Origin of the sequence: Bradyrhizobium sp. SZCCHNRI1029 (assembly GCF_032487555.1) — a bacterium.
Lineage (GTDB): Bacteria > Pseudomonadota > Alphaproteobacteria > Rhizobiales > Xanthobacteraceae > Bradyrhizobium.
Genome location: NZ_JAUEUK010000001.1, coordinates 788,666 through 810,621 on the forward strand (window position 1 = coordinate 788,666; position 21,956 = coordinate 810,621).

28 protein-coding genes are annotated in these 21,956 nt (G+C 65.7%); 4 read left to right on the top strand and 24 right to left on the bottom strand.

Annotated elements, in window-relative coordinates:
• The first annotated feature begins 79 nt into the window (after positions 1 to 79).
• A complete protein-coding gene (locus QW861_RS03680) occupies positions 80 to 1,027 on the top strand; it encodes an alpha/beta hydrolase (RefSeq protein WP_315714542.1) in 948 nt (315 codons plus the stop codon).
• Positions 1,028 to 1,136: 109 nt separating this feature from the next.
• Here QW861_RS03680 and QW861_RS03685 read toward each other — a convergent pair whose 3' ends face one another.
• The 3 genes from QW861_RS03685 to QW861_RS03695 are packed head-to-tail and all read right to left on the bottom strand — an operon-like array spanning position 1,137 to position 4,299.
• Positions 1,137 to 2,471 carry a replication-associated recombination protein A gene (locus QW861_RS03685; protein ID WP_315749633.1) on the bottom strand — a complete coding sequence of 445 codons (1,335 nt, stop codon included), beginning with the start codon at positions 2,469 to 2,471 and terminating at the stop codon, positions 1,137 to 1,139.
• Positions 2,468 to 3,862: a DegQ family serine endoprotease gene (locus QW861_RS03690; RefSeq protein ID WP_315827340.1), complete on the bottom strand. Its 1,395-nt coding sequence runs from the start codon at positions 3,860 to 3,862 to the stop codon at positions 2,468 to 2,470. Before QW861_RS03690 ends, QW861_RS03685 begins: the two co-directional genes overlap by 4 nt.
• A gap of 59 nt (positions 3,863 to 3,921) precedes the next feature.
• On the bottom strand, positions 3,922 to 4,299 hold the full coding sequence (locus QW861_RS03695; RefSeq protein WP_315714545.1) for a helix-turn-helix domain-containing protein: 378 nt from the start codon (positions 4,297 to 4,299) through the stop codon (positions 3,922 to 3,924).
• 117 nt (positions 4,300 to 4,416) lie between these two features.
• Here QW861_RS03695 and QW861_RS03700 point away from each other — a divergent pair, with 117 nt between their 5' ends.
• A complete protein-coding gene (locus tag QW861_RS03700) occupies positions 4,417 to 5,433 on the top strand; it encodes a zinc-binding alcohol dehydrogenase family protein (protein ID WP_315827339.1) in 1,017 nt (338 codons plus the stop codon).
• Between the two features lie 217 nt (positions 5,434 to 5,650).
• Positions 5,651 to 6,880: a chromate efflux transporter gene (gene chrA / locus QW861_RS03705; protein WP_315749626.1), complete on the top strand. Its 1,230-nt coding sequence runs from the start codon at positions 5,651 to 5,653 to the stop codon at positions 6,878 to 6,880.
• 78 nt (positions 6,881 to 6,958) lie between these two features.
• Here chrA and QW861_RS03710 read toward each other — a convergent pair whose 3' ends face one another.
• Positions 6,959 to 7,255, bottom strand: coding sequence for a hypothetical protein (locus QW861_RS03710; protein WP_315749624.1), 297 nt, complete (start codon positions 7,253 to 7,255; stop codon positions 6,959 to 6,961).
• Positions 7,256 to 7,605: 350 nt separating this feature from the next.
• On the opposite strand from QW861_RS03710, the gene QW861_RS03715 reads away from it, so the two are divergent.
• Entirely contained in the window at positions 7,606 to 9,069 is a 1,464-nt protein-coding gene (locus QW861_RS03715) for a hypothetical protein (protein ID WP_315749622.1), read from the top strand.
• Between the two features lie 143 nt (positions 9,070 to 9,212).
• Here the strand turns inward: QW861_RS03715 and QW861_RS03720 are convergent, their stop codons facing one another.
• The 20 genes from QW861_RS03720 to rplN form a co-directional block, all read right to left on the bottom strand.
• Positions 9,213 to 10,550 carry a chloride channel protein gene (locus QW861_RS03720; RefSeq protein WP_315714550.1) on the bottom strand — a complete coding sequence of 446 codons (1,338 nt, stop codon included), beginning with the start codon at positions 10,548 to 10,550 and terminating at the stop codon, positions 9,213 to 9,215.
• 21 nt (positions 10,551 to 10,571) lie between these two features.
• Entirely contained in the window at positions 10,572 to 10,868 is a 297-nt protein-coding gene (locus QW861_RS03725; RefSeq protein WP_315714551.1) for a DUF1330 domain-containing protein, read from the bottom strand.
• Between the two features lie 8 nt (positions 10,869 to 10,876).
• A complete protein-coding gene (locus tag QW861_RS03730; protein WP_315749621.1) occupies positions 10,877 to 11,671 on the bottom strand; it encodes an SDR family oxidoreductase in 795 nt (264 codons plus the stop codon).
• A gap of 116 nt (positions 11,672 to 11,787) precedes the next feature.
• The gene (locus tag QW861_RS03735; protein WP_315749619.1) at positions 11,788 to 12,234 is read right to left on the bottom strand and encodes a hypothetical protein; all 447 of its coding nucleotides are present in this window, start codon (positions 12,232 to 12,234) and stop codon (positions 11,788 to 11,790) included.
• Between the two features lie 143 nt (positions 12,235 to 12,377).
• Positions 12,378 to 12,791 (bottom strand): 50S ribosomal protein L17, encoded by a 414-nt coding sequence (gene rplQ / locus QW861_RS03740; protein ID WP_006611863.1) that lies wholly within the window; start codon positions 12,789 to 12,791, stop codon positions 12,378 to 12,380.
• A 133-nt stretch (positions 12,792 to 12,924) separates the two neighbouring features.
• Positions 12,925 to 13,956, bottom strand: coding sequence for a DNA-directed RNA polymerase subunit alpha (locus tag QW861_RS03745; RefSeq protein WP_315714554.1), 1,032 nt, complete (start codon positions 13,954 to 13,956; stop codon positions 12,925 to 12,927).
• Positions 13,957 to 14,068: 112 nt separating this feature from the next.
• On the bottom strand, positions 14,069 to 14,458 hold the full coding sequence (gene rpsK / locus QW861_RS03750; RefSeq protein ID WP_006611861.1) for a 30S ribosomal protein S11: 390 nt from the start codon (positions 14,456 to 14,458) through the stop codon (positions 14,069 to 14,071).
• A gap of 129 nt (positions 14,459 to 14,587) precedes the next feature.
• A complete protein-coding gene (gene rpsM / locus QW861_RS03755) occupies positions 14,588 to 14,956 on the bottom strand; it encodes a 30S ribosomal protein S13 (RefSeq protein WP_315714555.1) in 369 nt (122 codons plus the stop codon).
• A 195-nt stretch (positions 14,957 to 15,151) separates the two neighbouring features.
• Positions 15,152 to 16,030, bottom strand: coding sequence for an adenylate kinase (locus QW861_RS03760; RefSeq protein WP_315750031.1), 879 nt, complete (start codon positions 16,028 to 16,030; stop codon positions 15,152 to 15,154).
• A gap of 84 nt (positions 16,031 to 16,114) precedes the next feature.
• Positions 16,115 to 17,449: a preprotein translocase subunit SecY gene (gene secY / locus QW861_RS03765; RefSeq protein WP_315714557.1), complete on the bottom strand. Its 1,335-nt coding sequence runs from the start codon at positions 17,447 to 17,449 to the stop codon at positions 16,115 to 16,117.
• Positions 17,450 to 17,605: 156 nt separating this feature from the next.
• Entirely contained in the window at positions 17,606 to 18,091 is a 486-nt protein-coding gene (rplO, locus tag QW861_RS03770) for a 50S ribosomal protein L15 (protein ID WP_009031841.1), read from the bottom strand.
• A gap of 11 nt (positions 18,092 to 18,102) precedes the next feature.
• A complete protein-coding gene (gene rpmD, locus QW861_RS03775; RefSeq protein ID WP_006611856.1) occupies positions 18,103 to 18,294 on the bottom strand; it encodes a 50S ribosomal protein L30 in 192 nt (63 codons plus the stop codon).
• A 60-nt stretch (positions 18,295 to 18,354) separates the two neighbouring features.
• A complete protein-coding gene (gene rpsE, locus QW861_RS03780; protein ID WP_006611855.1) occupies positions 18,355 to 18,927 on the bottom strand; it encodes a 30S ribosomal protein S5 in 573 nt (190 codons plus the stop codon).
• A 48-nt stretch (positions 18,928 to 18,975) separates the two neighbouring features.
• A complete protein-coding gene (rplR, locus tag QW861_RS03785; protein ID WP_006611854.1) occupies positions 18,976 to 19,338 on the bottom strand; it encodes a 50S ribosomal protein L18 in 363 nt (120 codons plus the stop codon).
• 11 nt (positions 19,339 to 19,349) lie between these two features.
• Positions 19,350 to 19,883 (bottom strand): 50S ribosomal protein L6, encoded by a 534-nt coding sequence (rplF, locus tag QW861_RS03790; protein ID WP_315714558.1) that lies wholly within the window; start codon positions 19,881 to 19,883, stop codon positions 19,350 to 19,352.
• Between the two features lie 13 nt (positions 19,884 to 19,896).
• Complete coding sequence (gene rpsH / locus QW861_RS03795) at positions 19,897 to 20,295, bottom strand: 30S ribosomal protein S8 (protein WP_315714559.1); 399 nt, start codon at positions 20,293 to 20,295, stop codon at positions 19,897 to 19,899.
• Between the two features lie 13 nt (positions 20,296 to 20,308).
• Positions 20,309 to 20,614: a 30S ribosomal protein S14 gene (gene rpsN, locus QW861_RS03800; protein WP_315714560.1), complete on the bottom strand. Its 306-nt coding sequence runs from the start codon at positions 20,612 to 20,614 to the stop codon at positions 20,309 to 20,311.
• Positions 20,615 to 20,660: 46 nt separating this feature from the next.
• Positions 20,661 to 21,218, bottom strand: a complete 558-nt coding sequence (gene rplE, locus QW861_RS03805) for a 50S ribosomal protein L5 (RefSeq protein WP_172108070.1) — start codon at positions 21,216 to 21,218, stop codon at positions 20,661 to 20,663.
• Positions 21,211 to 21,525 (bottom strand): 50S ribosomal protein L24, encoded by a 315-nt coding sequence (rplX, locus tag QW861_RS03810; protein ID WP_315714561.1) that lies wholly within the window; start codon positions 21,523 to 21,525, stop codon positions 21,211 to 21,213. Before rplX ends, rplE begins: the two co-directional genes overlap by 8 nt.
• The gene (gene rplN, locus QW861_RS03815) at positions 21,525 to 21,893 is read right to left on the bottom strand and encodes a 50S ribosomal protein L14 (RefSeq protein ID WP_006611848.1); all 369 of its coding nucleotides are present in this window, start codon (positions 21,891 to 21,893) and stop codon (positions 21,525 to 21,527) included. Before rplN ends, rplX begins: the two co-directional genes overlap by 1 nt.
• Positions 21,894 to 21,956 lie beyond the last annotated feature (63 nt).

The window sequence follows — 21,956 nt, forward strand, 5'->3', positions numbered from 1 at the left end:
TGCCAGTCACGGCGAAATCGCGATAAATCCGCTTGTGAGTCGGCCCCTTGGGCCATCGATACTGATCGGAGCGAATCGAATGACGCTCACGCGACTGGGCCTGGCGATCCTGGCAGCCACGCTGGCGACGACCGCCACGCAGGCGCAGCAGAGCCCGATGCCCGACGACATCGCCTGGAAGCTGATCGAGATCGGCCGGGTCATCGCCCCGCCGAAGACCGCCGCGATCTACGCGCCGCTGCAGGCCAAGGAACCCTACACCGGCGTCAAGGTGCAGCGCGATGTGAGATACGGCACGGCCGAACGCAATCTGCTCGACGTCTTCACACCGGATGCCGCGGCCCCGCCCCGGCCCGTGCTGATCTTCGTGCATGGCGGCGCCTTCATCGGCGGCAACAAGCGCACCACGCCGGACGGCCCGTTCTACGACAACATCATGCTATGGGCGGTGAAGAGCGGCTTCGTCGGCGTCGACATCACCTACCGCCTCGCGCCGAAATTCCCCTGGCCTGCCGGCGTCGAGGACGTCGCCAGCGCGGTGCAATGGGTGGTCGCCCACGCCGCCGAGAACGGCGGCGATCCCGCGCGCATCTATCTGATGGGCCATTCGGCCGGCGCGGTGCACGTCGCGACCTATGTGGCACATCCCGAATTCCACAAGGTCGCCGGCGGCGGCCTTGCGGGCGCGATCATGGCCTCTGGCGTCTACGACCTCACCGCGACGCCGCTCGGCGACCAGGAGATGGCCTATTTCGGCACCGATCCCTCGCGCTTCAAGGAGCGCTCGTCGCTATCAGGCCTGCAAGCCTCGAGTCTGCCGCTGATGATCGTCTCCGCCGAGCTCGACCCGCCGCGCTTCGTCGAGCAGTTCGACCTGTTGAAGCAGGCCGCCTGCAAACGGCCATCCGGCTGCGCCCGCGCGGTGATGCTGCCGCAGCACAGCCACATGTCCGAGGTGTATGCGATCAATACCGAGGACGACCGACTGACGCGGGAGATCGCGGAGTTCGTACAGACGGGCAAGTAGTTGATGGTCACTTGGCATAGCGGTCTCCGAGTCAGGCGTCCGCAGGAGAGCTCGGTGTTTCCCGGCAAGCGGGCCGAGGTGAACCGAGCAAGCCGCAAGGTCAGCGATGCTACCCGCCCCGCTCCTTCCGCAGCTTCGCCCAATAATCCAGCCGTTTCCTGATCTCGCGCTCGAAGCCGCGCTCCGGGGGATCGTAGAACTGCTGGCGGCCGAGGGCGTCGGGAAAGTAGTCCTGTCCCGAAAACGCGTCGGGCGTGTCGTGGTCGTACTGATAGCCGGCGCCGTAGCCTTCGCTCTGCATCAGCTTGGTCGGGGCATTCAAGATGTGCTTGGGCGGCAGCAGCGAGCCGCCCTCCTTCGCCACGCGCTTGGCGGCGCCGAACGCCTTGTAGGCGGCGTTAGATTTCGGCGCGGTCGCCACATAGATCACGGCCTGCGCGATCGCGAGCTCGCCTTCGGGTGAGCCCAGGAAATCATAGGCGTCCTTGGCGGCGTTGGCGATCACCAGCGCCTGCGGATCGGCGAGGCCGATGTCCTCCACGGCCATGCGCACGATGCGACGGGCGAGGAACAGCGGATCCTCGCCGGCGTCGAGCATGCGGGCGAAGTAGTACAGCGCGGCATCGGGATCCGAGCCGCGCACCGATTTGTGCATGGCCGAGATCAGGTTGTAGTGGCCGTCGGCGGACTTGTCGTAGATCGGCGCGCGGCGCTGCAGGATGTCCTGCAGCTGCACCGCGTTGAAGATCTCGTCCTTGCGCGCCGAGCGCCAGACCTCCTCGGCGAGCGTCAGCGCGGCGCGGCCGTCGCCGTCGGCCATGCGGATCAGCACGGCGCGCGCCTCGTCATCGAGCGGCAGCTTGCGGCCCTCGACCGCCTCTGCGTTGCTGTAGAGCTTCTCGATCGCGGCGGCATCGAGCGAGTGGAACACCAGCACGCGCGAACGCGACAGCAGCGCGGCGTTGAGCTCGAAGGACGGGTTCTCCGTGGTCGCGCCGACCAGCACGACGGTGCCGTCCTCCATCACCGGCAGGAAGGAATCCTGCTGGGCGCGATTGAAGCGATGCACCTCGTCGACGAAGAGAAGCGTGCCCTGCCCGGTCTCGCGTCGCGCGCGCGCCGCGTCGAACACCTTCTTCAAATCGGCGACGCCGGAGAACACCGCCGAGATCTGCTCGAAATGCAACTCCGTGGCGTCTGCCAACAGCCGCGCCACGGTGGTCTTGCCGGTGCCGGGCGGGCCCCAGAAGATCAGCGAGCCCAGCGTGCGCGTCTCCAGCATGCGCGTCAGCGCGCCGTCGGGCCCGAGGATGTGATCCTGCCCGACGACGTCGGACAGCTTGTGCGGGCGCAGCCGCTCCGGCAGCGGCCGTGGCGCATCCTGCTCCATCCCCGCCGCAGCGAAGAGGCTCGGGCCTCCCTGCTGGGGACGCTTCGGGCTCATCCGCCGAGCGTGACGTTGATCTGCTGGCCGCCGCGCAGCACGGTGATGCGCCAGATGCGGGCGGCCTCGCGCGAGGCCTTGTCGAGATCGGCGGTCTTGGCGATCTTCTGGTTGTTCACGGCCATGATGACGTCGCCCTTCTGGAAGCCGACATTGGCGGCGGTGGTGCCGTCGCCCGGCTCGAGCACCACCACGCCCTCGGTGTCGGCATCGAGGTGCAGCTCGTCGGCGACCGCCGGCGAGATGTTGGCGACCTTCGCGCCCTGGAATGGCGAGCGGCCGTTGATGACCATCTCGTTGCGCCCGGTGTCCGGTGCGGTCTCCAGCGCGACCGCGACCTTCACCGGCTTGCCGCCGCGTTGCACCTCGATCTGCGCAGTGCCGCCGAGCGGACGGGTCGCAAAACGGTAGTCGAACGCGTTGGGATCATCGACGGGCTGGCCGTCGATCGACACGATCAGGTCCGACGACTTGATGCCCGCCTTCGCCGCCGGGCTGTTCGCGACCACCGAGGCGACCAGCGCGCCGGTCGGCGAGCGCAGGCCGAGGCTCTCGGCGATCTCGGGCGTCACCGCCTGCAGCCGCGCGCCGAGCCATGGGCGCTTCACCGCCTTGCCGCCGCTCTTGGCCGAGGCCACGACGACGCGCACCATGTTCGCGGGAATGGCAAAGCCGATGCCCTGCGAGCCGCCGGACTTGGAATAGATCGCGGTGTTGATGCCGACCAGACGGCCGTTGATATCGACCAACGCACCGCCCGAATTACCGGGATTGATCGCGGCATCGGTCTGGATGAAGAACTGATAGTCGGTGATGCCGACCTGCGTGCGCGCCAGCGCCGAGACGATGCCGTGCGTCACGGTCTGGCCGACGCCGAACGGATTGCCGATCGCCAGCACGATGTCGCCGACCAGCAGATCGTCGGAATTGGCGAGGTCGAGCGTCGGAAACTGCTCCTTGGTGCCCTTCAGCTTGAGCACGGCGAGATCGGTACGGCTGTCCTTCAGCACGATCTCGGCCTCGAACTCGCGCTTGTCGGCGAGCGACACCTTCACCTCGTCGGCGCCCTCGATCACATGCACGTTGGTGACGACGAGACCGGACGCATCGATCATCACGCCCGAGCCGAGCGAGCGCTGCATCTGCTCCTGCGGCCCGCCCTGCAGACCGAAGAAGCGGCGGAAGATCGGATCGTCGAGAAAGGGATTGCGGTTCTGCACCACCTTGGCGGCGTAGACGTTGACGACCGCCGGCTGCACGCGCTGCACGATCGGCGCATACGACAGCCGCAGCTCGGCCTGGGACTGCGGCACGCGCCGGTCCTGCGCCGCGAGCGGAGACGCGGCCAGCAGGGACAGCAGCAGGACCAGTGTGGAGCGAATCAACGACATGCGAACAATCCTGGAAAATGACGGTTTCGATATAAGCGGAACGGCCGGTGCGGCCAAGCTCAGGCGGCCTGATGCGGCGATTTGATGGTCTCTGCAACGGGCGCGCAGGACAGCCGTTCCTGGTGCCGCTCGCCCCAGCTTCTGAGAACCTCGATCACCGGCCGCAGGCTCTCGCCGACCTCGGACAGGCTGTATTCGACGCGCGGCGGCACCTCGGCATAGACCTTGCGGACGACTAGCCCGTCCTCCTCCAGCGCACGCAGCTGCTTGGTCAACATGCGCTGGGTGATGCCGGGCATCAGCCGGCGCAGCTCGCCGAAGCGCTGGCTGCCACCCTGCAGGTGGTAGAGGATCACGCCCTTCCACTTGCCGTCGATCAGATCGAGCGTGGCTTCGACCGCGCAGCCGGGACGGCGGGTGAAATTCTTCCGTTTCATCGCGTGTTGGCCCAATAGTATCCAAACGGGGACTAGTTCCCCATTTTTACAGTACTTGCTGAACTGGCGCCAGCAGGACAAACAGATCCTATCGCCAAGCCAACCAGGAGGCTGTTCATGAAGGCCGTCGGATACCAGCAGTCGCTGCCCATCACCGAGGACCGCGCGCTCTTCGATCTCGAGACCGCCAAACCCGAGCCGAAGGGACGCGACATCCGCGTCGCCGTGAAAGCGGTGTCGGTCAATCCGGTCGACACCAAGGTGCGCAAGCGCGCCGCACCGCCCGCCGGCGAAACCAAGATCCTGGGCTATGACGCCGCTGGCGTGGTCGAGGCTATCGGCCCGGACGTGAGCCTGTTCAAGCCCGGTGACGAGGTGTTCTACGCCGGCTCGATCCTGCGCCAGGGCACCAATGCCGAATTCCATCTGGTCGACGAGCGCATCGTCGGCCGCAAGCCGAAGAGCCTGTCGTTCGCCGAAGCCGCCGCCCTGCCCCTCACCTCGATCACCGCATGGGAGCTGCTGTTCGACCGGCTCGGCGCCGTCCCCGGCAAGAGCCTCGATGACCGCACCTTGCTGATCACGGGTGCGGCCGGTGGCGTCGGCTCGATCCTGATCCAGCTTGCGCGCCGCCTCACCGGCCTGACGGTGCTCGCCACCGCGAACCGCCCGGAATCCCGCGACTGGTGCCTGTCGCTCGGCGCCCATGCCGTCATCGACCACGGCAAGCCGATGAAGGAGCAGATCGACGCGCTGAAGCTGCCGCCGGTCGCGCTCATCGCGAGCCTCACCCACAGCGACCAGCACTACAAGGCAATCGCCGACTTCATGACGCCGCAGGGCAAGTTCGGCCTGATCGACGATCCCGCCGAGTTCTCGCTCGCCGCCTTCAAGGGCAAGGCGATCTCCATCCACTGGGAATCGATGTTCACGCGCTCATCTTTCACGACAGCCGACATGATCGCGCAGCACCATCTGCTCAACGACGTGTCCGACCTGATCGACAAGGGCGTGATCCGCACCACCCTTGGCGACAATTACGGCACCATCAACGCGGCCAACCTCAAGCGCGCGCACGCGTTGATCGAGAGCAACACCTCCCGCGGCAAGATCGTGCTGGAGGGATGGAGCTAACTAACAGGCAACAATGGGCAAAGGCGCCCCCGCGGTCTCCCCGCGCGCGAGATCGCGGTGGCGCCGTGCCCCACCATCCCGCCGATCGAAGGCATAAGATGGCCGGCAGCCGACGCGCGGTCCGATCAGCGGCCATGAGCGATCGAGACTGGCCGACGGTCCCGTTTCCCCTTAACGAAAGCCGATAGGAACCTCCTCGCGCCTGGAACGAACGTCCGTGAGCAGCCTGAAGTCCGCGACCAACCCGCCCGCCGATCACGGCGGGCGCTCCGGATCTCCGCTCGAGGTTCTGCGGATCTTCTTCACGCTCGGCCTGACCTGCTTCGGCGGTCCGATCGCCCATATCGGCTACTTCCGCGACGAGTTCGTCGTCAGGCGGAAGTGGATCGACGAGCATGCCTATGCCGATCTGGTCGGGCTGTGCCAGTTCCTGCCCGGCCCCGCCAGCAGCCAGGTCGGCTTCTCCATCGGGCTGATGCGGGCCGGCTATCTCGGCGCGCTCGCCGCCTGGACCGGCTTCACCCTGCCGTCGGCCGCCATGCTCGTCCTGTTCGCCTATGGTGCGGGCCGATTGAGCGGACCGATCGGCAGCGGCCTGCTGCACGGGCTGAAGCTGACCGCGGTCGCCATCGTCGCGCATGCGGTCTGGGGCATGGCGCGCTCGCTGTGTCCCGACCGTGCGCGCGCCTCGATCGCGGTCGCCGCGACGCTCATCATCCTATCGAGTACGGCCTCGGTCGCGCAGATCGGAGCGATCGTCCTCGGCGGGCTCGCCGGCCTCTGGCTCTGCCGCGGCGAGGCGGCGCCGTCGGGACACGTCGCGATCCCCGTCTCGCGAAGCGTGGGGCTGATCGCGCTCGCGCTGTTCGTCATCCTGTTGGCGGGACTTCCGCTGCTGCGCGGCGTCACGGGATTGACCGGCGTCGCCTTGTTCGATGCCTTCTATCGCTCCGGCGCGCTGGTGTTCGGCGGTGGACATGTCGTGCTGCCGCTGCTGCGCGAGGCCTTCGTCGGACCTGGCTGGCTGAGCGACGACGCCTTTCTCGCCGGCTACGGTGCGGCGCAGGCCGTCCCGGGCCCGCTCTTCACCTTCGCCGCCTATCTCGGCGCCGTCGTCGGTCCGGAGCCGCATGGGATCGTCGGGGCCGCGCTCGGTCTCCTCGGCATCTTCCTGCCGGGCATGCTGGTCCTGCTCGCCGCGCTGCCGTTCTGGGACTCGTTCCGCAAACGCGCCGGCGCCCAGGCGATGATGCGGGGCGTCAACGCTGCGGTCGTCGGTGTGCTGGGAGCGGCCCTGTACGACCCGGTCTGGACGACCACCGTCCACAACGCCGCGGATTTTGGCATCGCGCTGGTCGGTTTTGTCCTCTTGGTCGCCTGGCGCGCGCCGCCGCTCGTCGTGGTCACGTTCAGCGCCCTAGCCGGCGTCGCAGCCGCGCTGGTGTGAGCGGCGGCGCCGCCGCATCACATGGTGGCAAAGCGCCGCCGAAGCGGCGCTTTGCCACCAGCGAGCTGCCGTGCGCGGCTAATTGTGCTTCTTCCAGAAGATGCGCGCGCCCTGCACGGATTGCGCGACGTTGATGCGGGCACGCTCGAACGGCGTCACCACGCCGTCCGCCTTGGCCTTGTTTTCCAGCTTCTGGACGTGGATCTGACCGCGGACGAGCTGCTGCGCCTCCGGATAGGTCAGCCGTCCGCTCGCGATGCCATTGTAGATGCGATGTGACTGGTTGTGCTGCCGCGCATCGATCAGCGGCGTGCCCGCAAGGCTTGCGCCCGACGTCAACGCGAGCAGCAACGCAGCGGCCATGATGGACTTCATTTCACTCTCCTGTGGTTGCTGTCCACTGGCGTGAAGACCTCATTGTCCGCACTTCTCCAGCGAACGGCCGCCAGGATGCACGCGATCCGTGGTGTCAACCGTGCCTGCGCTCACACTGCAGCCCGTGTCGGCCGGTGAAGACGAATGCTGCCGCGAGCCGCATTCCACTGCCGCGAGGGGCGTCCGAAAAAAATTGCGGACTGAGTGAGCTGCCGGTCTTGCAAATCTCACCTTTGGGTGCATGTTCGTCGCGCACTACTTTTGAATGAATCATTTTTAACAATCATTTGCGACGCATGGCGGCGAGATTCATCGGCCCATCCCAGCGCGCACATCAATGGAGACCGGCCATGAAGACGATTCAGTGGCTCATGCTCACTTTCGCGACGACCGTCACCGCGAGCGGCCTTGCCGGCGCTCTCAACCCCGCCAGCGCTGCTCCGCCGCCGCCGGCGAAGAACTGCCCGGCCTTCGGCTGGTCGGAGGGACTGGGCAATTATCTCAAGCCGGACGCCGCCTTCCCCACCTCCGACACCAAGACCATCCCGACGCCGGACTGCAATTTCCATCAATGGTCGTGGGAGGCGTTCGTCTGGGCAACAGCGCTGGTGAAGGACTCGGGCTCTGGCGCCGCCGTGCCGCGGTTCATGACCTTGGCGACGCCCGACGAGCTGCTCGGCAACGCCGAGAATGCCGGCGCACCACGGCAGCGCCCGCTGACGCTGGCGGCCCGCGCCCAGGTCTTCCACGGCACGGCCGGCTTCACCGAAGGTGCCGGCGCCATCGTCGAAGCCGACGGCAACATGCTGGTCGCGCAGAACGGCTATCCCGTCTACGCCTCGGTCCACATGAACCAGGGCTATTTCAACACGGCGCGCAAGAACCTGATCGCGACCGGCGGCTACCGGAGCCAGCCGGCAGATTCCTCCTTCGCCGTGGGCGATGCGGTGTTCAAGGCGACGTGGCTGCGGCTCGACCCCGGGCAGGCACCGCCTGCGGGCGCCTATACGACCCAGGCACAGGTGCCGGTGCTGGAGAACAACGTCACCCCCGGCCTGATCACGATCCGCCCGACGCCCGGCAAGTTCGTCACGGTGACCGTGGCGCTGATCGGCTTGCACGTGGTCGGCTACACCGAGAACCACCCCGAATTCCTGTGGGGCACGTTCGAGCTGAAGAACAACTCGCCGCAGACGCCGGACAACACCTTTGCGCCATCGGCAAGCCGCTCCGATCCGAAGAGCTACACGCTCTACAAGGGCCGCACGCCGTTCTCGCAGGTCAACATCGCGGCGCTGCCCGGCGCCAACCGGCCGCAACTGCGGCTCGATCCGGCGACCCAGAAGCTGACGCCGGTGACCAACGTCGTGCTCGAGAACCAGACCGGCGGCGAGAACCAGCCCAACGGCGTCGGCAACATCTTCGCGATCACGGTGCAAGCCCAGGGCTTTCTCTCCGGCCTGAAGGGCCCGCAATCGACGTTCGCGAGCTACAGCCTCGACGGCACCGTCTGGATGCTCCCCAACTCGTACAACCTGAACAGCAACCAGACCAGCGCGGTCGGCTCGGTCAATCTCGCCAACGCCACCGCCGAGACCTTCGTGCAGAACGCCGACAACACGCCGATCAAGAACGTGCTGAACTGCTTCCTGTGCCACAACCCGACGTCCTATTCGTTCCAGACACCGCCGCCGGCCAAGCTGCCGAACCGGCTGATCGCGCTGAGCCACGTGCTGTCGATCGGCTCGCCCTACGAGGTGCCGAACTCGATCTCCGGCCGGCTCCTGATGCGGCCGGATCCGTTCAGGAAGTAGGCCGACGAACCTTGCGCGGCGGCGCCGGCAACGGGGCCGCCGGCAGCCCTTTCGAGCCGATGGCAGATCTCAGGATCTGCCATCAAGCGATTGAACCGACAGCCGTTATCGGCGCGCTCCGAACATGGTGGATGAGCGCTGGGTCAGGACGGCGCCGTGGCCTGCTTCGACTCCTGCGCGGCCTCAGCCTTGGTCTCAGCTCGGGCGACGAAGCCCTTGGCGAGAGCGTGATAGAGCCCCTCCTCGCAGATCAGACGCGAGGTGCCGTAGGCGATCAGCGAGGCCATCATCAGCGGCACCACCATGGCGTGGTTGTCGGTCATCTCGGTGACGATGACGAAGGCGGTGATCGGCGCCTGCACGACGCCGGCGAAATAGGCGACCATGCCGAGCAGCATGATCGGCGCCAGGAGCGACTGCTGGAACAGGCTGGCGACGTTGGCGCCGATACCCGCCCCGACTGCGAGCGACGGCGCGAAGATGCCGCCAGGAATGCCGCTGATCGCGGCAAAGGTGGTGGCGAGGAATTTCAGCACGCCGAAATCGCCCGGCAGCGGCGTGCCGGTCTCCAGCGCCCCTTTCACCTGGGCATACCCGGTGCCGTAGATGGTATCGCCTGACGCCAGCCCGCACAGCGCGACGGCAAAGCCGCAGGCGAGCGCGAACGGCAGCGGGTGGCGCTTGATGAGCCGGCCGGATGCCCCGGGCAGCCCGCGCGCCATCGTGATCAGGATGCGGCTGAACAGGCCGCCGGCGGCGCCGCCCAAGACCCCGCAGACGGGCACCGCCAGCCAGTCGATGCCCTTGCCGAGCGCGATCGGCGTCGTGCCGAAATAGGCGTAATTGCCCATCAGGGCCAGCGAGGTCAGGCCAGCGGCGATCACGGTGGCGATGACGAGGCTCGAGGTCCGCGTCTCGAAGGCACGGCTCATCTCCTCGATGCCGAACACGATGCCGGCCAGCGGCGTGTTGAAGGCGGCCGCGACCCCGGCGGCGGCGCCGGCCAGGATCAAGCCCGGCTGCCGCCGCGGCGACAGCCGGCCGAGCGCGAACATGATGGAGGCGCCGACCTGCACGGTCGGCCCCTCGCGGCCGACCGAGCCGCCGCACAGCAGCCCGAGCAGGGTCAGCAGCACCTTGCCGATGGCGATGCGGATCGACACCAGCGGGCTGCGCGCGCTCGTGTCCGTCAGGTGGCGCGCGGCGATGGCCTGCGGGATGCCGCTGCCTTGCGCGTTCGGGAAGAAGCGCTGGGTCAGATAGACCGACAGCGCGAAGCCGGCGGGCGTCACGATCAGTGAGGCGTAGCGTGATTTCGACAACAGCCAGTTGAAGGCGAGCTGGGCCAGGTCGGCGAGCTCCGCCAGCGCCACCGCCGCCGCGCCCACCACCAGGCCGCCGGCCACGAACAGCACCCGCCGCTGCCACCGCGCCGAGGTCAGCTTGAGCCAACGCCTGCGGCGGGGGGTGATGGTCAGCATGGGCGCAACAGAGTCCGTTCTCTACGCAGGTGCAGCACCCTCGACGAAAATCAGCCGGCGGTCCAGCGCCTTCCAGCGCTCGCCCAGGGCGTCGGCGTATTCGGCCGACGCATACCATTCGCGCAGCCGGGCCATCGACGGGAACTCGACGATAATGAGGGTCTTGGCCGGCGGGCCGCCTTCGACCGTCTCGGAGGTCCCGCCGCGGACCAGATAGCGCCCGCCATATTGCGCGATCGAGTGCGCCGCGCGGGTGCGATAGCGTTCCATCGCCTCGATGTCGCGCACCTCGACCTCGGAGATGACGTAAGCCGCCATGGCCGGCCTCAGGCGATGGTGTCGAGGATGCCGCCCTCGGCGCGCAGCGCGGCGCCGTTCGTGGCGGAGGCCTGCTTGGAGGCGGCGTAGACGACCATGTTGGCGATCTCGTCGACACCGGCGAAGCGCTGCAGCAGCGAGGCCGGCCGGTGCTGCTTGACGAAAGACGAGGCCGCCTCCTCCTCCGACTGGCCGTTCTGACGGGCGAGATCCTTGACGAAGGTCTCGACGCCTTCCGACATCGTCGGTCCCGGCAGCACTGCATTGACGGTCACGCCGGTGCCGCGGGTCAGTTTGGCGAGGCCGCGGGAGACCGCGAGCTGCGCGGTCTTGGTCATGCCGTAATGGATCATCTCGGTCGGGATGTTCACCGCCGACTCCGAGGAGATGAAGATGATGCGCCCCCAGTTGCGCTTCAGCATGCCCTGCATGTAGGCGCGCGCCATGCGCACGCCGGACATGACGTTGATCTCGAAGAAGCGGCTCCAGTCCTCGTCGGGAATGTCGAAGAACTCCTTCGGCTCGAAGATGCCGGCATTGTTGACGAGAATGTCGACCTCGGGCAGCGCGGTGACGATGGCGTTGCAGCCGCCGATCTGAGCGACATCGCCGGCGACGCCGCGCAGCTTCGCCGCCGGAACCGCCTGCTTCAGCTTCGCGACGGCCGCATCGACACGGTCGGTGGTCCGGCCGTTCAGGACGACCTCGGCGCCCGAGGCGGCCAATCCCTTGGCAACGGCGAAGCCGATGCCGGCGGTGGACCCGGTGACGAGCGCAGTTCTTCCTGAAAGGTCGATGTGCATGAGCAGCTCTCCGTTGTGCTGAAGGAACGGATGTGGGGCGTCGCGCGCCGACACTCAACGCGCCGCGCGCAGAGCTGATCCTCGAAATAAGACGGCGCCCGAAGGCGCCGTGGTTGTCAGCTCGTGGTCCCTATCAGGATAGCCGCTTCGCGCTTGCCGTTCAGGACCTGTGCCAGCTCGGTCGCGAAACGTTCGACGAGTGCATATTCGGTCAGGAAGCGGATCGAGGCGCTGTTCTGCACGTCGGCATCCGCTGTGCTCTGAACGAGCGTAGCCAGATCCGCATGCACCAGCAAATGTCCACGGAAGTCGTATGGCCTGATGACGATCCGGACGAGGCATCGCGCGAGGCCGCCTTGTCCATCGAAGTAACCGCCTTCGATCATCGGCGGCTTGTCCCACGATAGCGGATAGGAGCGCAGACCCTTCACGAAGGCATTCAGGTCGCAGCCGAACCACGCCTCGCCGCGCGCGGCAAACACTCCGGCCCTGGCCGTCGCTATGATCTTGCCGGTGCGGTCCTCATCCGCCTCGTAGACGATGTGCAGTTCTGCGGCGCTCATGCGCGGCGCTCCGGTCTATGCTGTTAAAGTCACACGAGCTGTGCAGGCGACCCCACATGTCGCTTCGCTCATCCGGGCTACAGAACCTCAAAATGAAAACGGCGCCCGAAGGCGCCGTTTTGAACGTCGGGTCGGAGCTGCGCTTACGCCGCTTCCGAGGTCTCCTGCACCGGGCCGGAATCCTGGCCCTTGGCATCGACGTCGCGATCGACGAACTCGATCACGGCCATCGCGGCGTTGTCGCCGTAGCGGAAGCCGGCCTTGATGATGCGGGTGTAGCCGCCGTTGCGGTCCTTGTAGCGGGGTGCCAGGACGTCGAACAGCTTCTTGACCTGGTCGACATCGCGCATCTCGGCGATCGCCTGGCGACGCAAAGCGAGACCGCCCTTCTTGCCGAGGGTGACGAGCTTCTCGACGATCGGCCGCAGCTCCTTGGCCTTCGGCAGCGTGGTGACGATCTGCTCGTGCTTGATCAGCGCGGCGCACATGTTGGCGAACATCGCCTTGCGATGCTCGGCGGTGCGGTTGAGCTTCCGATGAACCTTGCCGTGACGCATTGTCTTAGTCCTTCATTTCTATCTGCCGCGACGGTTCGTCGGACATGTTGCTCAGGTGGGCTGCCTGCGTTCGCCCGAGTGGTGGACGTCATTCCGGGGCGATGCGCAGCATCGAACCCGGAACGACGAATGCTCAGTAATGATCCTCGAAGCGCTTGGCCAGCTCGTCGATGTTCTCCGGCGGCCAGCCCGGCACTTCCATGCCGAGATGCAGACCCATCTGGGCCAGCACTTCCTTGATCTCGTTCAGCGACTTGCGGCCGAAGTTCGGGGTGCGCAGCATTTCCGCTTCCGACTTCTGCACGAGGTCGCCGATGTAGACGATGTTGTCGTTCTTCAGGCAGTTCGCCGAACGTACCGACAGCTCGAGCTCGTCCACCTTCTTGAGGAAGGCTGGGTTGAAGGCGAGGTCCGGGATGATCTCCTGGGCGACTTCCTTGCGCGGCTCTTCGAAGTTGACGAAGACGTTGAGCTGGTCCTGCAGGATGCGGGCGGCATAGGCCACCGCGTCCTCCGGCGTGATCGCGCCGTTGGTCTCGATCGTCATGGTCAGCTTGTCGTAGTCGAGGATCTGGCCCTCGCGGGTGTTCTCGACCTTGTAGGAGACCTTGCGGACCGGAGAGAACAGGCTGTCGACCGGGATCAGGCCGATCGGGGCGTCCTCGGGGCGGTTGCGATCGGCGGCGACGTAGCCCTTGCCGGTGGCGACCGTGAACTCCATGCGGATCTCTGCGCCCTCGTCCAGCGTGCAGAGCTGCAGGTCAGGGTTGAGCACCACGATGTCGCCGACGGTCTGGATATCGCCGGCGGTGACGGCGCCCGGGCCCTGCTTCTTCACGACCATCCGCTTCGGGCCTTCGCCCTGCATCTTGATCGCGATGTCCTTGATGTTCAGCACGATGTCGGTGACGTCCTCGCGGACACCAGCGATCGAGGAGAACTCGTGCAGCACGCCGTCGATGTGCACCGACTGCACGGCGGCGCCCTGCAGCGACGACAGCAGGATGCGGCGCAGCGCATTGCCGAGCGTCTGCCCGAAACCGCGCTCCAGCGGCTCGGCAACCACGGTGGCGAAACGGGTCGCGTCGGAGCCCGGCGTGACCTGGAGCTTGTTCGGCCGAATCAATTCTTGCCAATTCTTCTGGATCGTCACTGTTTCACCCATGGGCCAGTCATGGGATCTGACTGACTGGCGTTGGAGAACCGCGCTTCAGATCGCGGCAGTCGAAATGTCTCAAAAGCACGACGAGGCGGACATGCTGTCCGCCTCTTTCAGATTAGACGCGCCGACGCTTGCGTGGGCGGCAACCATTGTGCGGGATCGTCGTCACGTCGCGGATCGAGGTGACGGTGAAACCCGCAGCCTGCAGCGCACGGAGCGCCGATTCACGGCCGGAACCCGGGCCGGCAACCTCGACCTCGAGGGTGCGCATGCCGTGTTCCTGAGCCTTCTTGGACACGTCCTCCGCCGCGACCTGCGCGGCATACGGGGTCGACTTGCGCGATCCCTTGAACCCCATCGTGCCCGCCGACGACCAGGCAATGGTGTTGCCCTGCGCGTCGGTGATGGTGATGGTGGTGTTGTTGAACGACGAATTCACGTGGGCGACGCCGGAGGCGATGTTCTTGCGCTCACGACGGCGGACACGTGCGGCTTCCTTGGCCATATAAGTACCTTTCTCGAGATCTCAACGCCGCCGTAGTGCCAGCGGCTACACCAGAAAGGCGAATGGTGAATAGCGAGTAGCGAATAGGGATTGCCCCTACTCGCCACCCGCTATCAGCAATTCGCCAAATTACTTCTTCTTGCCGGCGATCGCCTTGGCCGGCCCCTTGCGCGTGCGCGCATTGGTGTGGGTGCGCTGGCCGCGCACCGGCAGGCCACGACGATGGCGCAGGCCGCGATAGCAGCCGAGGTCCATCAGACGCTTGATGTTGATGCCGGTCTCGCGCCGCAGGTCGCCCTCGACAACGTAGTCGCGGTCGATGATTTCGCGGATCTGCAGGACTTCCTGGTCGCTCAGCTGGTTGACGCGGCGATCCTCGGCGATCTTGACCTTGTCAATGATCTCGCCCGCGATCTTCGGGCCGATGCCATGGATATACTGGAGCGCGATCAGGACGCGCTTGTTGGTCGGGATGTTGACACCGGCAATACGGGCCACGGACTTCTCTCCTGTCACCGATCCCAGGATGGACCGGCCTTCGTTCTCGCTATCTCGGGCAGGTGTCCGCAAACGCGAACAAGACGCCCACCCCTCGATTCGTGGGGCCCGGCATCTTTGGAAAACCATCCGACTTGGATGCGGGCTTATTAATGGATTCACACGGCGGTCGTCAACCGCCCCTACAAGATTCGGTCACCTCTTGGCGCGCTTTTTTGCAGCCTTTGCAGAGGTTTTCCGGGTTCCCCGGGTCGCCTTGGCAGCGGGCTTGGGGGCCTTCTTCGCAGCCTTGGGGGCTTTCTTGGGGGCCGCTTTTGCTCCCTTTTTCGCAGTCTTTGCGACCTTTTTGGCTGTCTTTGTGGCCTTTTTCGCCGGCGCGGGCGCCCTGGGAGCCTTTTTGGCCGATTTTGCCGGCGCGGTCTTGCCCCGAGCCTTGGCACTGCGCTTGGCCGGGTTTGCCTTTTTGGCCGCCCGGCTGCCGCCGGACTTGCCGACGGCGGCCAGGATCCGTCCGATCTCCTCGGTGACCTGCTCGATCGGCATCATGCCGTCGACGGTCGCCAGCATCCGATGGTCCGAATAATAGTGGATCAGGGGCTCGGTCTGGTCGCGGTAGCTGGCTAGGCGCTTGGTCAGGACCTCCGGCGTATCATCGGCCCGCACAGCCTCGCCGCGCGCGCGGGTCTCGGCGGCCCGGCGCTCGACGCGCTCAAGCAGCACGCCTTCATTGACCCGGAGTTCGATTACCGCGTCGAGCTTCATCTGCTTCTGCTTCAGCAGCGCATCCAGCGCCTCCGCCTGCGGCACCGTGCGCGGGAAGCCATCGAGGATGAAACCATTGGCGGCGTCCGGCTGCTCGATCCGGTCGGCAATGATGCCGACCACGACCTCGTCCGGGACAAGGCCACCCGCCGCCATGATGTCCTTGGCCTTCAGCCCGATCGGCGTCTGCGCCGCCACCGCGGCACGCAGCATGTCGCCGGTCGACAGCTGAACGATGCCATATTGCTGCACCAGGCGCTGCGCCTGCGTTCCCTTGCCCGAACCGGGCGGCCCCAGAAGAATGAGTCTCATCGAATTTCGCCCCCCGGCACACGGTGAGCGACCCTCCCGCACACCTTGTTCTTGGCTTGGTGGTTCCCGGGCCGCGATCCGCCGCTATCCGCGGCGGCGCCCCCGCAGCTTCGACTTCCTGATCAGCCCCTCATACTGATGGGCGAGCAGATAACCCTGAACCTGCGCCACGGTATCCATCGTAACGCTGACCACGATCAGAAGCGAAGTGCCACCAAAGTAGAACGGGACGGAAGCGTAGGAAATCAGAATTTCCGGGATCAGACACACGATCGCCAGATAGATGGCGCCGAGCACGGTGATCCGCGACAGCACGTAATCGATATATTCCGCGGTGCGCTCGCCCGGCCTGATGCCGGGGATGAATCCGCCATGCTTCTTCAGGTTGTCGGCGGTCTCGGTCGGGTTGAACACGATCGCGGTGTAGAAGAAGGCAAAGAACAGAATCAGCGCCAGATACAGCACCAGGAACAGCGGCCGGCCATGACCGAGCTGCGTCGTGATCCACTGGAACCACTCGGGTCCCTTGCCGGCGTTGAAATTGGCGACCGTGGTCGGCAGCAGCAGCAGCGACGAGGCAAAGATCGGCGGGATCACGCCCGAGGTGTTCAGCTTCAGCGGCAGATGCGAGGACTGGCCCTCGAACATCTTGTTGCCGACCTGGCGCTTCGGATACTGGATCAGGAGCCGGCGCTGGGCGCGCTCCACGAACACGATGAAGGCGATCACGGCGACGGCCATCACGATGACGATCAGGATCAGGCCGGTCGACAGCGCGCCCTGGCGGCCGAGCTCGAGCATGTTGGCAAGCGCCGAGGGCAGCTCGGCCACGATGCCGGACAGGATGATCAGCGAGATGCCGTTGCCGATGCCGCGCGAGGTGATCTGCTCACCGAGCCACATCAGGAACATGGTGCCGCCGGTCAGCGTGATCGCGGTGGAGAGGCGGAAGAACAGGCCGGGATCGGCGACGACGTTGCCCGCGCCTTCGAGGCCGACGGCGATGCCGTAGGACTGCACGGCAGCAAGAATCACCGTCAGATAGCGGGTGTATTGATTCAACATCTTGCGGCCAGCCTCACCCTCTTTCTTGAGGGCTTCGAGCTGGGGCGAGACGGTGGTGAGCAACTGAATGATGATCGATGCCGAGATGTACGGCATGATATTCAGCGCGAAGATCGCCATGCGGTGGATGCCGCCGCCGGCGAACATGTTGAACATGCCGAGAATGCCGCCGGCCTGCGTGCGGAACACCGAGTCCCAGATGTTCGGGTCGATGCCCGGCAGCGGAATGTAGGTGCCGAGGCGGTAGACCAGCAGCGCGCCGAGGGTGAACCAGATGCGCTTCTTCAGCTCATCGGCCTTCGCAAGCGCGCCGAAATTGAGGTTTGCCGCCAGTTGTTCCGCTGCTGAGGCCATATCTAGCTTTCTCCCGCCGCCCTTCTTCACCGCACTGGGCCCCGCGAGGGCTCGCAGGGCTGGGCAGACGCCGGATATTATCTGGTGCGCGGGCGCGTTCTGTCCATTGCCCTGCCCTCTCCGGCATGCGCCGGCGGCAGGGCAATGACGCAGATGTTACGCCGCCTCGCCTTCGTCCTTGGCTGGCGCCAGGAGCTTGACGGTGCCGCCGGCCTTCTCGACCGCCGCAATCGCCGACTTCGAGGCGCCATGCACCTCGATGTTGATCTTGGCCTTGAGCTCGCCGCGGCCGAGCAGGCGCACGCCGTCCTTGGCGCGGCGCAGCGCACCGGACTTCACGAGGGACTCGGCGTTGATCACGCTGCCGGCGTCCAGCTTCTTGGCATCGATCGCCTGCTGGATCCGGTCGAGATTGATCTCGACGAAATCGAGCGCGAAGATGTTGTTGAAGCCGCGCTTCGGCAGGCGGCGATGCATCGGCATCTGACCGCCTTCGAAGCCCTTGATGCGCACGCCGGAGCGCGCGGTCTGGCCCTTGCCGCCACGGCCCGAGGTCTTGCCCTTGCCGGAGCCGATGCCGCGGCCGACGCGCATGCGCTTCTTGCGCGCGCCGGCGTTGTCGGCGATATCGCTGAGCTTCATCGCCCTTCTCCTTACTTCTCGTCGACGATGCGGACGAGATGATGAACCTTGGTGATCATGCCGCGGACCGCCGGCGTATCCGGCAGCTCGGTCACGCGGCCGATCTTGTTGAGCTTCAACCCGATCAGCGTCTCGCGCTGCGAGTGATGCCGGCGGATCGGGCTGCCGATCTGCTCGATCTTGATCGTCTTGGCGCTAGCCATCGTGTTCACTCCGAGTTGCGCCATCCAGCGGACGGCGCGCGTTCGTTAGTCGGCCCAACCTTAGTCGGCGGCGGCTTCGGCATCGCCACCGACGCGGCGGGCCTGCAGGGTCGACACCTTGATGTTGCGGCGCGCGGCGACCGAGCGCGGGCTATCCTGGTGCTTCAGCGCGTTGAAGGTCGCGCGCACCATGTTGTACGGGTTGGACGAGCCGATCGACTTCGCCACCACGTCCTGGATGCCCAGCGTCTCGAACACGGCGCGCATCGGGCCGCCGGCGATGATGCCGGTACCGGCCGGAGCCGCACGCAGATAGACGCGACCTGCACCGTGACGACCGAAGATGTCGTGGTGCAGGGTGCGGCCCTCGCGCAGCGCGACCCGGGTCAGGTTGCGCTTGGCGGAGTCGGTCGCCTTGCGGATCGCCTCCGGAACCTCACGTGCCTTGCCGTGGCCGAACCCGACCCGGCCCTTCTGATCGCCGATCACGACGAGCGCCGCAAAGCCAAAGCGCTTACCGCCCTTCACGACCTTCGCGACTCGGTTGATGTGGACGAGCTTGTCGACGAACTCGCTGTCGCGCTCCTCGCGCTCCTTGCGATCGCGACCGCCTCGTTCCCGTTCACCTGCCATGGTGCTATCCAATCTTCTGAGGGGCTCTGACGCCCATATCCATTGATGTTAGAAGCTCAGCCCGCTCTCGCGCGCCGCGTCGGCCAGCGCCTTGACGCGCCCGTGATAGAGATAGCCGCCGCGATCGAACACGACTTCCTTGATCCCCGCCTTCACCGCGCGCTCGGCGAGCAGCTTGCCCACCGCCTTCGCCGCGTCGATGTCGGCACCGGTGTTGCCGGCCGAGCGCATCTCCTTCTCCATCGACGACGCGGAGGCGAGCGTCTCGCCCTTCTGATCGTCGATGACCTGAGCGTAGATGTGCTTCGACGAGCGGAACACCGACAGACGCGGACGGCCGCCGGCGGAGCGGCGCAGCGACAGCCTCACGCGCTGCTTGCGCCGGGCATTCGTAACCTTGGCTCTCGACATGTCCGGCTCCGTTACTTCTTCTTGCCTTCCTTGCGGAAGATGAATTCACCCGCGTACTTCACGCCCTTGCCCTTATAGGGCTCCGGCGGCCGGTAGGCGCGGATTTCAGCGGCCACCTGGCCGACGCGCTGCGGGTCGATGCCCGTGACCGTGATCTCGGTCGGCTTCGGCACCGCGATGGTGATGCCCTCCGGGATCTGGTAGACGACATCGTGGCTGTAGCCGAGCGCGAGCTGCAGGTTCTTGCCCTGCATCGCGGCGCGGTAACCGACGCCGGTGATCTCGAGCTTCTTCTCGAAGCCCTTGGTCACGCCTTCGACCAGGTTGGCGATCTGGGCGCGCGCGGTGCCGTACAGCGACCGGGCGCGCTTGGTCTCGGAACGCGGGGCAACCTTGACCTGGCCGTTCTCGAACTTCACGTCCACGTCGTCATGAACGATGAACTGAAGCTGGCCCTTCGGCCCCTTCATCTTGACGGTCTGTCCGTCGACGGAGGCCGTCACTCCGGACGGCACCGCCACAGGCTTCTTGCCAATACGTGACATGGCTCAATCCTTCTTAGAACACCGTGAAGAGAACTTCACCGCCGACATTCGCGTCACGCGCGCTGTGGTCGGCCATGATTCCCTTCGGTGTCGACAAAACAGAAATTCCGAGCCCGTTGTTCACACGCGGCAGGTTCTTCACCGAGGTGTAGACGCGGCGGCCGGGCTTGGAGACGCGCTCGATCTCGCGGATCACGGGCTCGCCGTCAAAATATTTCAGCTCGATCTCGATCTCGCTGCGGCCCGACGGATGCTCCAGCGTGGCATAGCCACGGATGTAGCCTTCGGACTTCAGCACCTCGAGCACGCTGGCGCGCATCTTCGAGCCAGGCGTCGAGACCTTCGACTTCGAGCGCATCTGCGCGTTGCGGATGCGGGTGATCAGATCGCTGATGGGATCGTGCGTTGACATGGTGCGACCCTCCTTACCAGCTCGACTTCACGAGGCCCGGAACCAGGCCCTTGGACCCGAGCTCGCGCAGCGCGATGCGGCTCAGCTTGTTCTTGCGGTAGTTCGACCGCGGCCGGCCCGTCAGCTCGCACCGGTTGCGGATGCGAGTCGCCGACGAATTGCGCGGCATCTCGGCCAGCTTCAGGGTCGCGGCAAAGCGCTCCTCCATCGGCTTGGACTTGTCGGCGATGATCGCCTTCAACCGGGCGCGCTTCGGGGCGGCGTTCTTCGCCATCCGCTTGCGCCGGTTGTTCTTCTCGATTGAACTCTTCTTTGCCATGCTTGGCTCCTGGGTATCCGCGTTTGAGAAGCTTGAAGTCAGCTGCTCACTGCCGGAACGGGAAATTGAATGCGGTCAGAAGGGCACGGGCCTCGTCGTCGGTCGTCGCGGTGGTGCACACCGTGATGTCCATGCCCCAGCTCTCCCCGGCCTTGTCGAAGTCGATCTCGGGGAAAATGATGTGCTCCTTGATGCCGAGCGAATAGTTGCCGCGGCCGTCGAAGCTCTTCGGGTTCAGGCCGCGGAAGTCGCGGACGCGCGGCAGCGCGACGTTGATCAGGCGGTCGATGAACTCGTACATCTTCGTCTTGCGCAAGGTGACCTTGCAGCCGATCGGCTGGTTCTCGCGCAGCTTGAAGGTCGCGATGGCGACGCGCGAGTAGGTCACGACCGCCTTCTGGCCGGCGATCAGCGACAGGTCGGCCGCGGCGGTTTCCGCCTTCTTACGGTCGTTCACGGCCTCGCCGATGCCCATGTTGAGCACGACCTTGTCGAGCCGCGGCACCTGCATGACGTTGGCGTAGCCGAACTTCTCGGTCAGCTGGCTCTTGATCGTGCGGTCGTATTCCGTGCGGAGGCGCGGGGTGTAAGCAGTCTCAGCCATCGATCTCAACTCCCGAGCTCTTGGCAACGCGGACCTTCTTGCCGTCCGCCTGAATCTTGAATCCGATGCGCGTCGGCTTGCCGTCCTTGCCGACATAAGCGACGTTCGACAGCTGGATCGGCGACTCCTTGCTGATGATGCCGCCCTCCTGGTTCTGGGTCTGCTTCTGGTGACGCTTCACCAGGTTGATGCCCCGCACCAGCGCCGTCCCCTCGTCGGGACGCACCTCGAACACCTCGCCGGTGCGACCCTTGTCGCGACCGGTCAGGACGATCACCTTGTCGCCCTTGCGGATCTTGGCAGCCATCACAGCACCTCCGGCGCAAGCGAAATGATCTTCATGTGGTTCTTGGCGCGCAGCTCGCGCGGCACCGGCCCGAAGATACGGGTGCCGACCGGCTCCGACTGGTTGTTGATCAGGACGGCCGCATTGCGGTCGAAGCGGATCACCGAGCCGTCGGCGCGGCGGATGTCCTTGCGGACGCGCACCACGACGGCTTTCATGACGTCGCCCTTCTTCACCTTGCCACGCGGAATGGCTTCCTTGATCGACACCACGATGATGTCGCCGACGGTGGCATAGCGGCGCTTCGAGCCGCCCAGCACCTTGATACACATGACACGGCGTGCGCCGGAATTATCGGCCACGTCGAGGTTGGTCTGCATCTGAATCATTGATGCACCTCGTCCTCTTCATCTGCTGCGCAGGAAAGCTGCGCCTTGTTTGATCCCGAAAGC

Coding starts and splice junctions, on each gene's coding strand:
- QW861_RS03680 (WP_315714542.1), top strand. CDS start 80: ATGACGCTCACGCGACTGGGCCTGGCGATCCTGGCAGCCACGCTGGCG.
- QW861_RS03685 (WP_315749633.1), bottom strand. CDS start 2,471: ATGAGCCCGAAGCGTCCCCAGCAGGGAGGCCCGAGCCTCTTCGCTGCG.
- QW861_RS03690 (WP_315827340.1), bottom strand. CDS start 3,862: ATGTCGTTGATTCGCTCCACACTGGTCCTGCTGCTGTCCCTGCTGGCC.
- QW861_RS03695 (WP_315714545.1), bottom strand. CDS start 4,299: ATGAAACGGAAGAATTTCACCCGCCGTCCCGGCTGCGCGGTCGAAGCC.
- QW861_RS03700 (WP_315827339.1), top strand. CDS start 4,417: ATGAAGGCCGTCGGATACCAGCAGTCGCTGCCCATCACCGAGGACCGC.
- QW861_RS03710 (WP_315749624.1), bottom strand. CDS start 7,255: ATGAAGTCCATCATGGCCGCTGCGTTGCTGCTCGCGTTGACGTCGGGC.
- QW861_RS03715 (WP_315749622.1), top strand. CDS start 7,606: ATGAAGACGATTCAGTGGCTCATGCTCACTTTCGCGACGACCGTCACC.
- QW861_RS03720 (WP_315714550.1), bottom strand. CDS start 10,550: ATGCTGACCATCACCCCCCGCCGCAGGCGTTGGCTCAAGCTGACCTCG.
- QW861_RS03725 (WP_315714551.1), bottom strand. CDS start 10,868: ATGGCGGCTTACGTCATCTCCGAGGTCGAGGTGCGCGACATCGAGGCG.
- QW861_RS03730 (WP_315749621.1), bottom strand. CDS start 11,671: ATGCACATCGACCTTTCAGGAAGAACTGCGCTCGTCACCGGGTCCACC.
- QW861_RS03735 (WP_315749619.1), bottom strand. CDS start 12,234: ATGAGCGCCGCAGAACTGCACATCGTCTACGAGGCGGATGAGGACCGC.
- rplQ (WP_006611863.1), bottom strand. CDS start 12,791: ATGCGTCACGGCAAGGTTCATCGGAAGCTCAACCGCACCGCCGAGCAT.
- QW861_RS03745 (WP_315714554.1), bottom strand. CDS start 13,956: ATGGGTGAAACAGTGACGATCCAGAAGAATTGGCAAGAATTGATTCGG.
- rpsK (WP_006611861.1), bottom strand. CDS start 14,458: ATGGCCAAGGAAGCCGCACGTGTCCGCCGTCGTGAGCGCAAGAACATC.
- QW861_RS03760 (WP_315750031.1), bottom strand. CDS start 16,030: ATGAGACTCATTCTTCTGGGGCCGCCCGGTTCGGGCAAGGGAACGCAG.
- secY (WP_315714557.1), bottom strand. CDS start 17,449: ATGGCCTCAGCAGCGGAACAACTGGCGGCAAACCTCAATTTCGGCGCG.
- rplO (WP_009031841.1), bottom strand. CDS start 18,091: ATGAAGCTCAGCGATATCGCCGACAACGCCGGCGCGCGCAAGAAGCGC.
- rpmD (WP_006611856.1), bottom strand. CDS start 18,294: ATGGCTAGCGCCAAGACGATCAAGATCGAGCAGATCGGCAGCCCGATC.
- rpsE (WP_006611855.1), bottom strand. CDS start 18,927: ATGGCAGGTGAACGGGAACGAGGCGGTCGCGATCGCAAGGAGCGCGAG.
- rplR (WP_006611854.1), bottom strand. CDS start 19,338: ATGTCGAGAGCCAAGGTTACGAATGCCCGGCGCAAGCAGCGCGTGAGG.
- rplF (WP_315714558.1), bottom strand. CDS start 19,883: ATGTCACGTATTGGCAAGAAGCCTGTGGCGGTGCCGTCCGGAGTGACG.
- rpsH (WP_315714559.1), bottom strand. CDS start 20,295: ATGTCAACGCACGATCCCATCAGCGATCTGATCACCCGCATCCGCAAC.
- rpsN (WP_315714560.1), bottom strand. CDS start 20,614: ATGGCAAAGAAGAGTTCAATCGAGAAGAACAACCGGCGCAAGCGGATG.
- rplE (WP_172108070.1), bottom strand. CDS start 21,218: ATGGCTGAGACTGCTTACACCCCGCGCCTCCGCACGGAATACGACCGC.
- rplX (WP_315714561.1), bottom strand. CDS start 21,525: ATGGCTGCCAAGATCCGCAAGGGCGACAAGGTGATCGTCCTGACCGGT.
- rplN (WP_006611848.1), bottom strand. CDS start 21,893: ATGATTCAGATGCAGACCAACCTCGACGTGGCCGATAATTCCGGCGCA.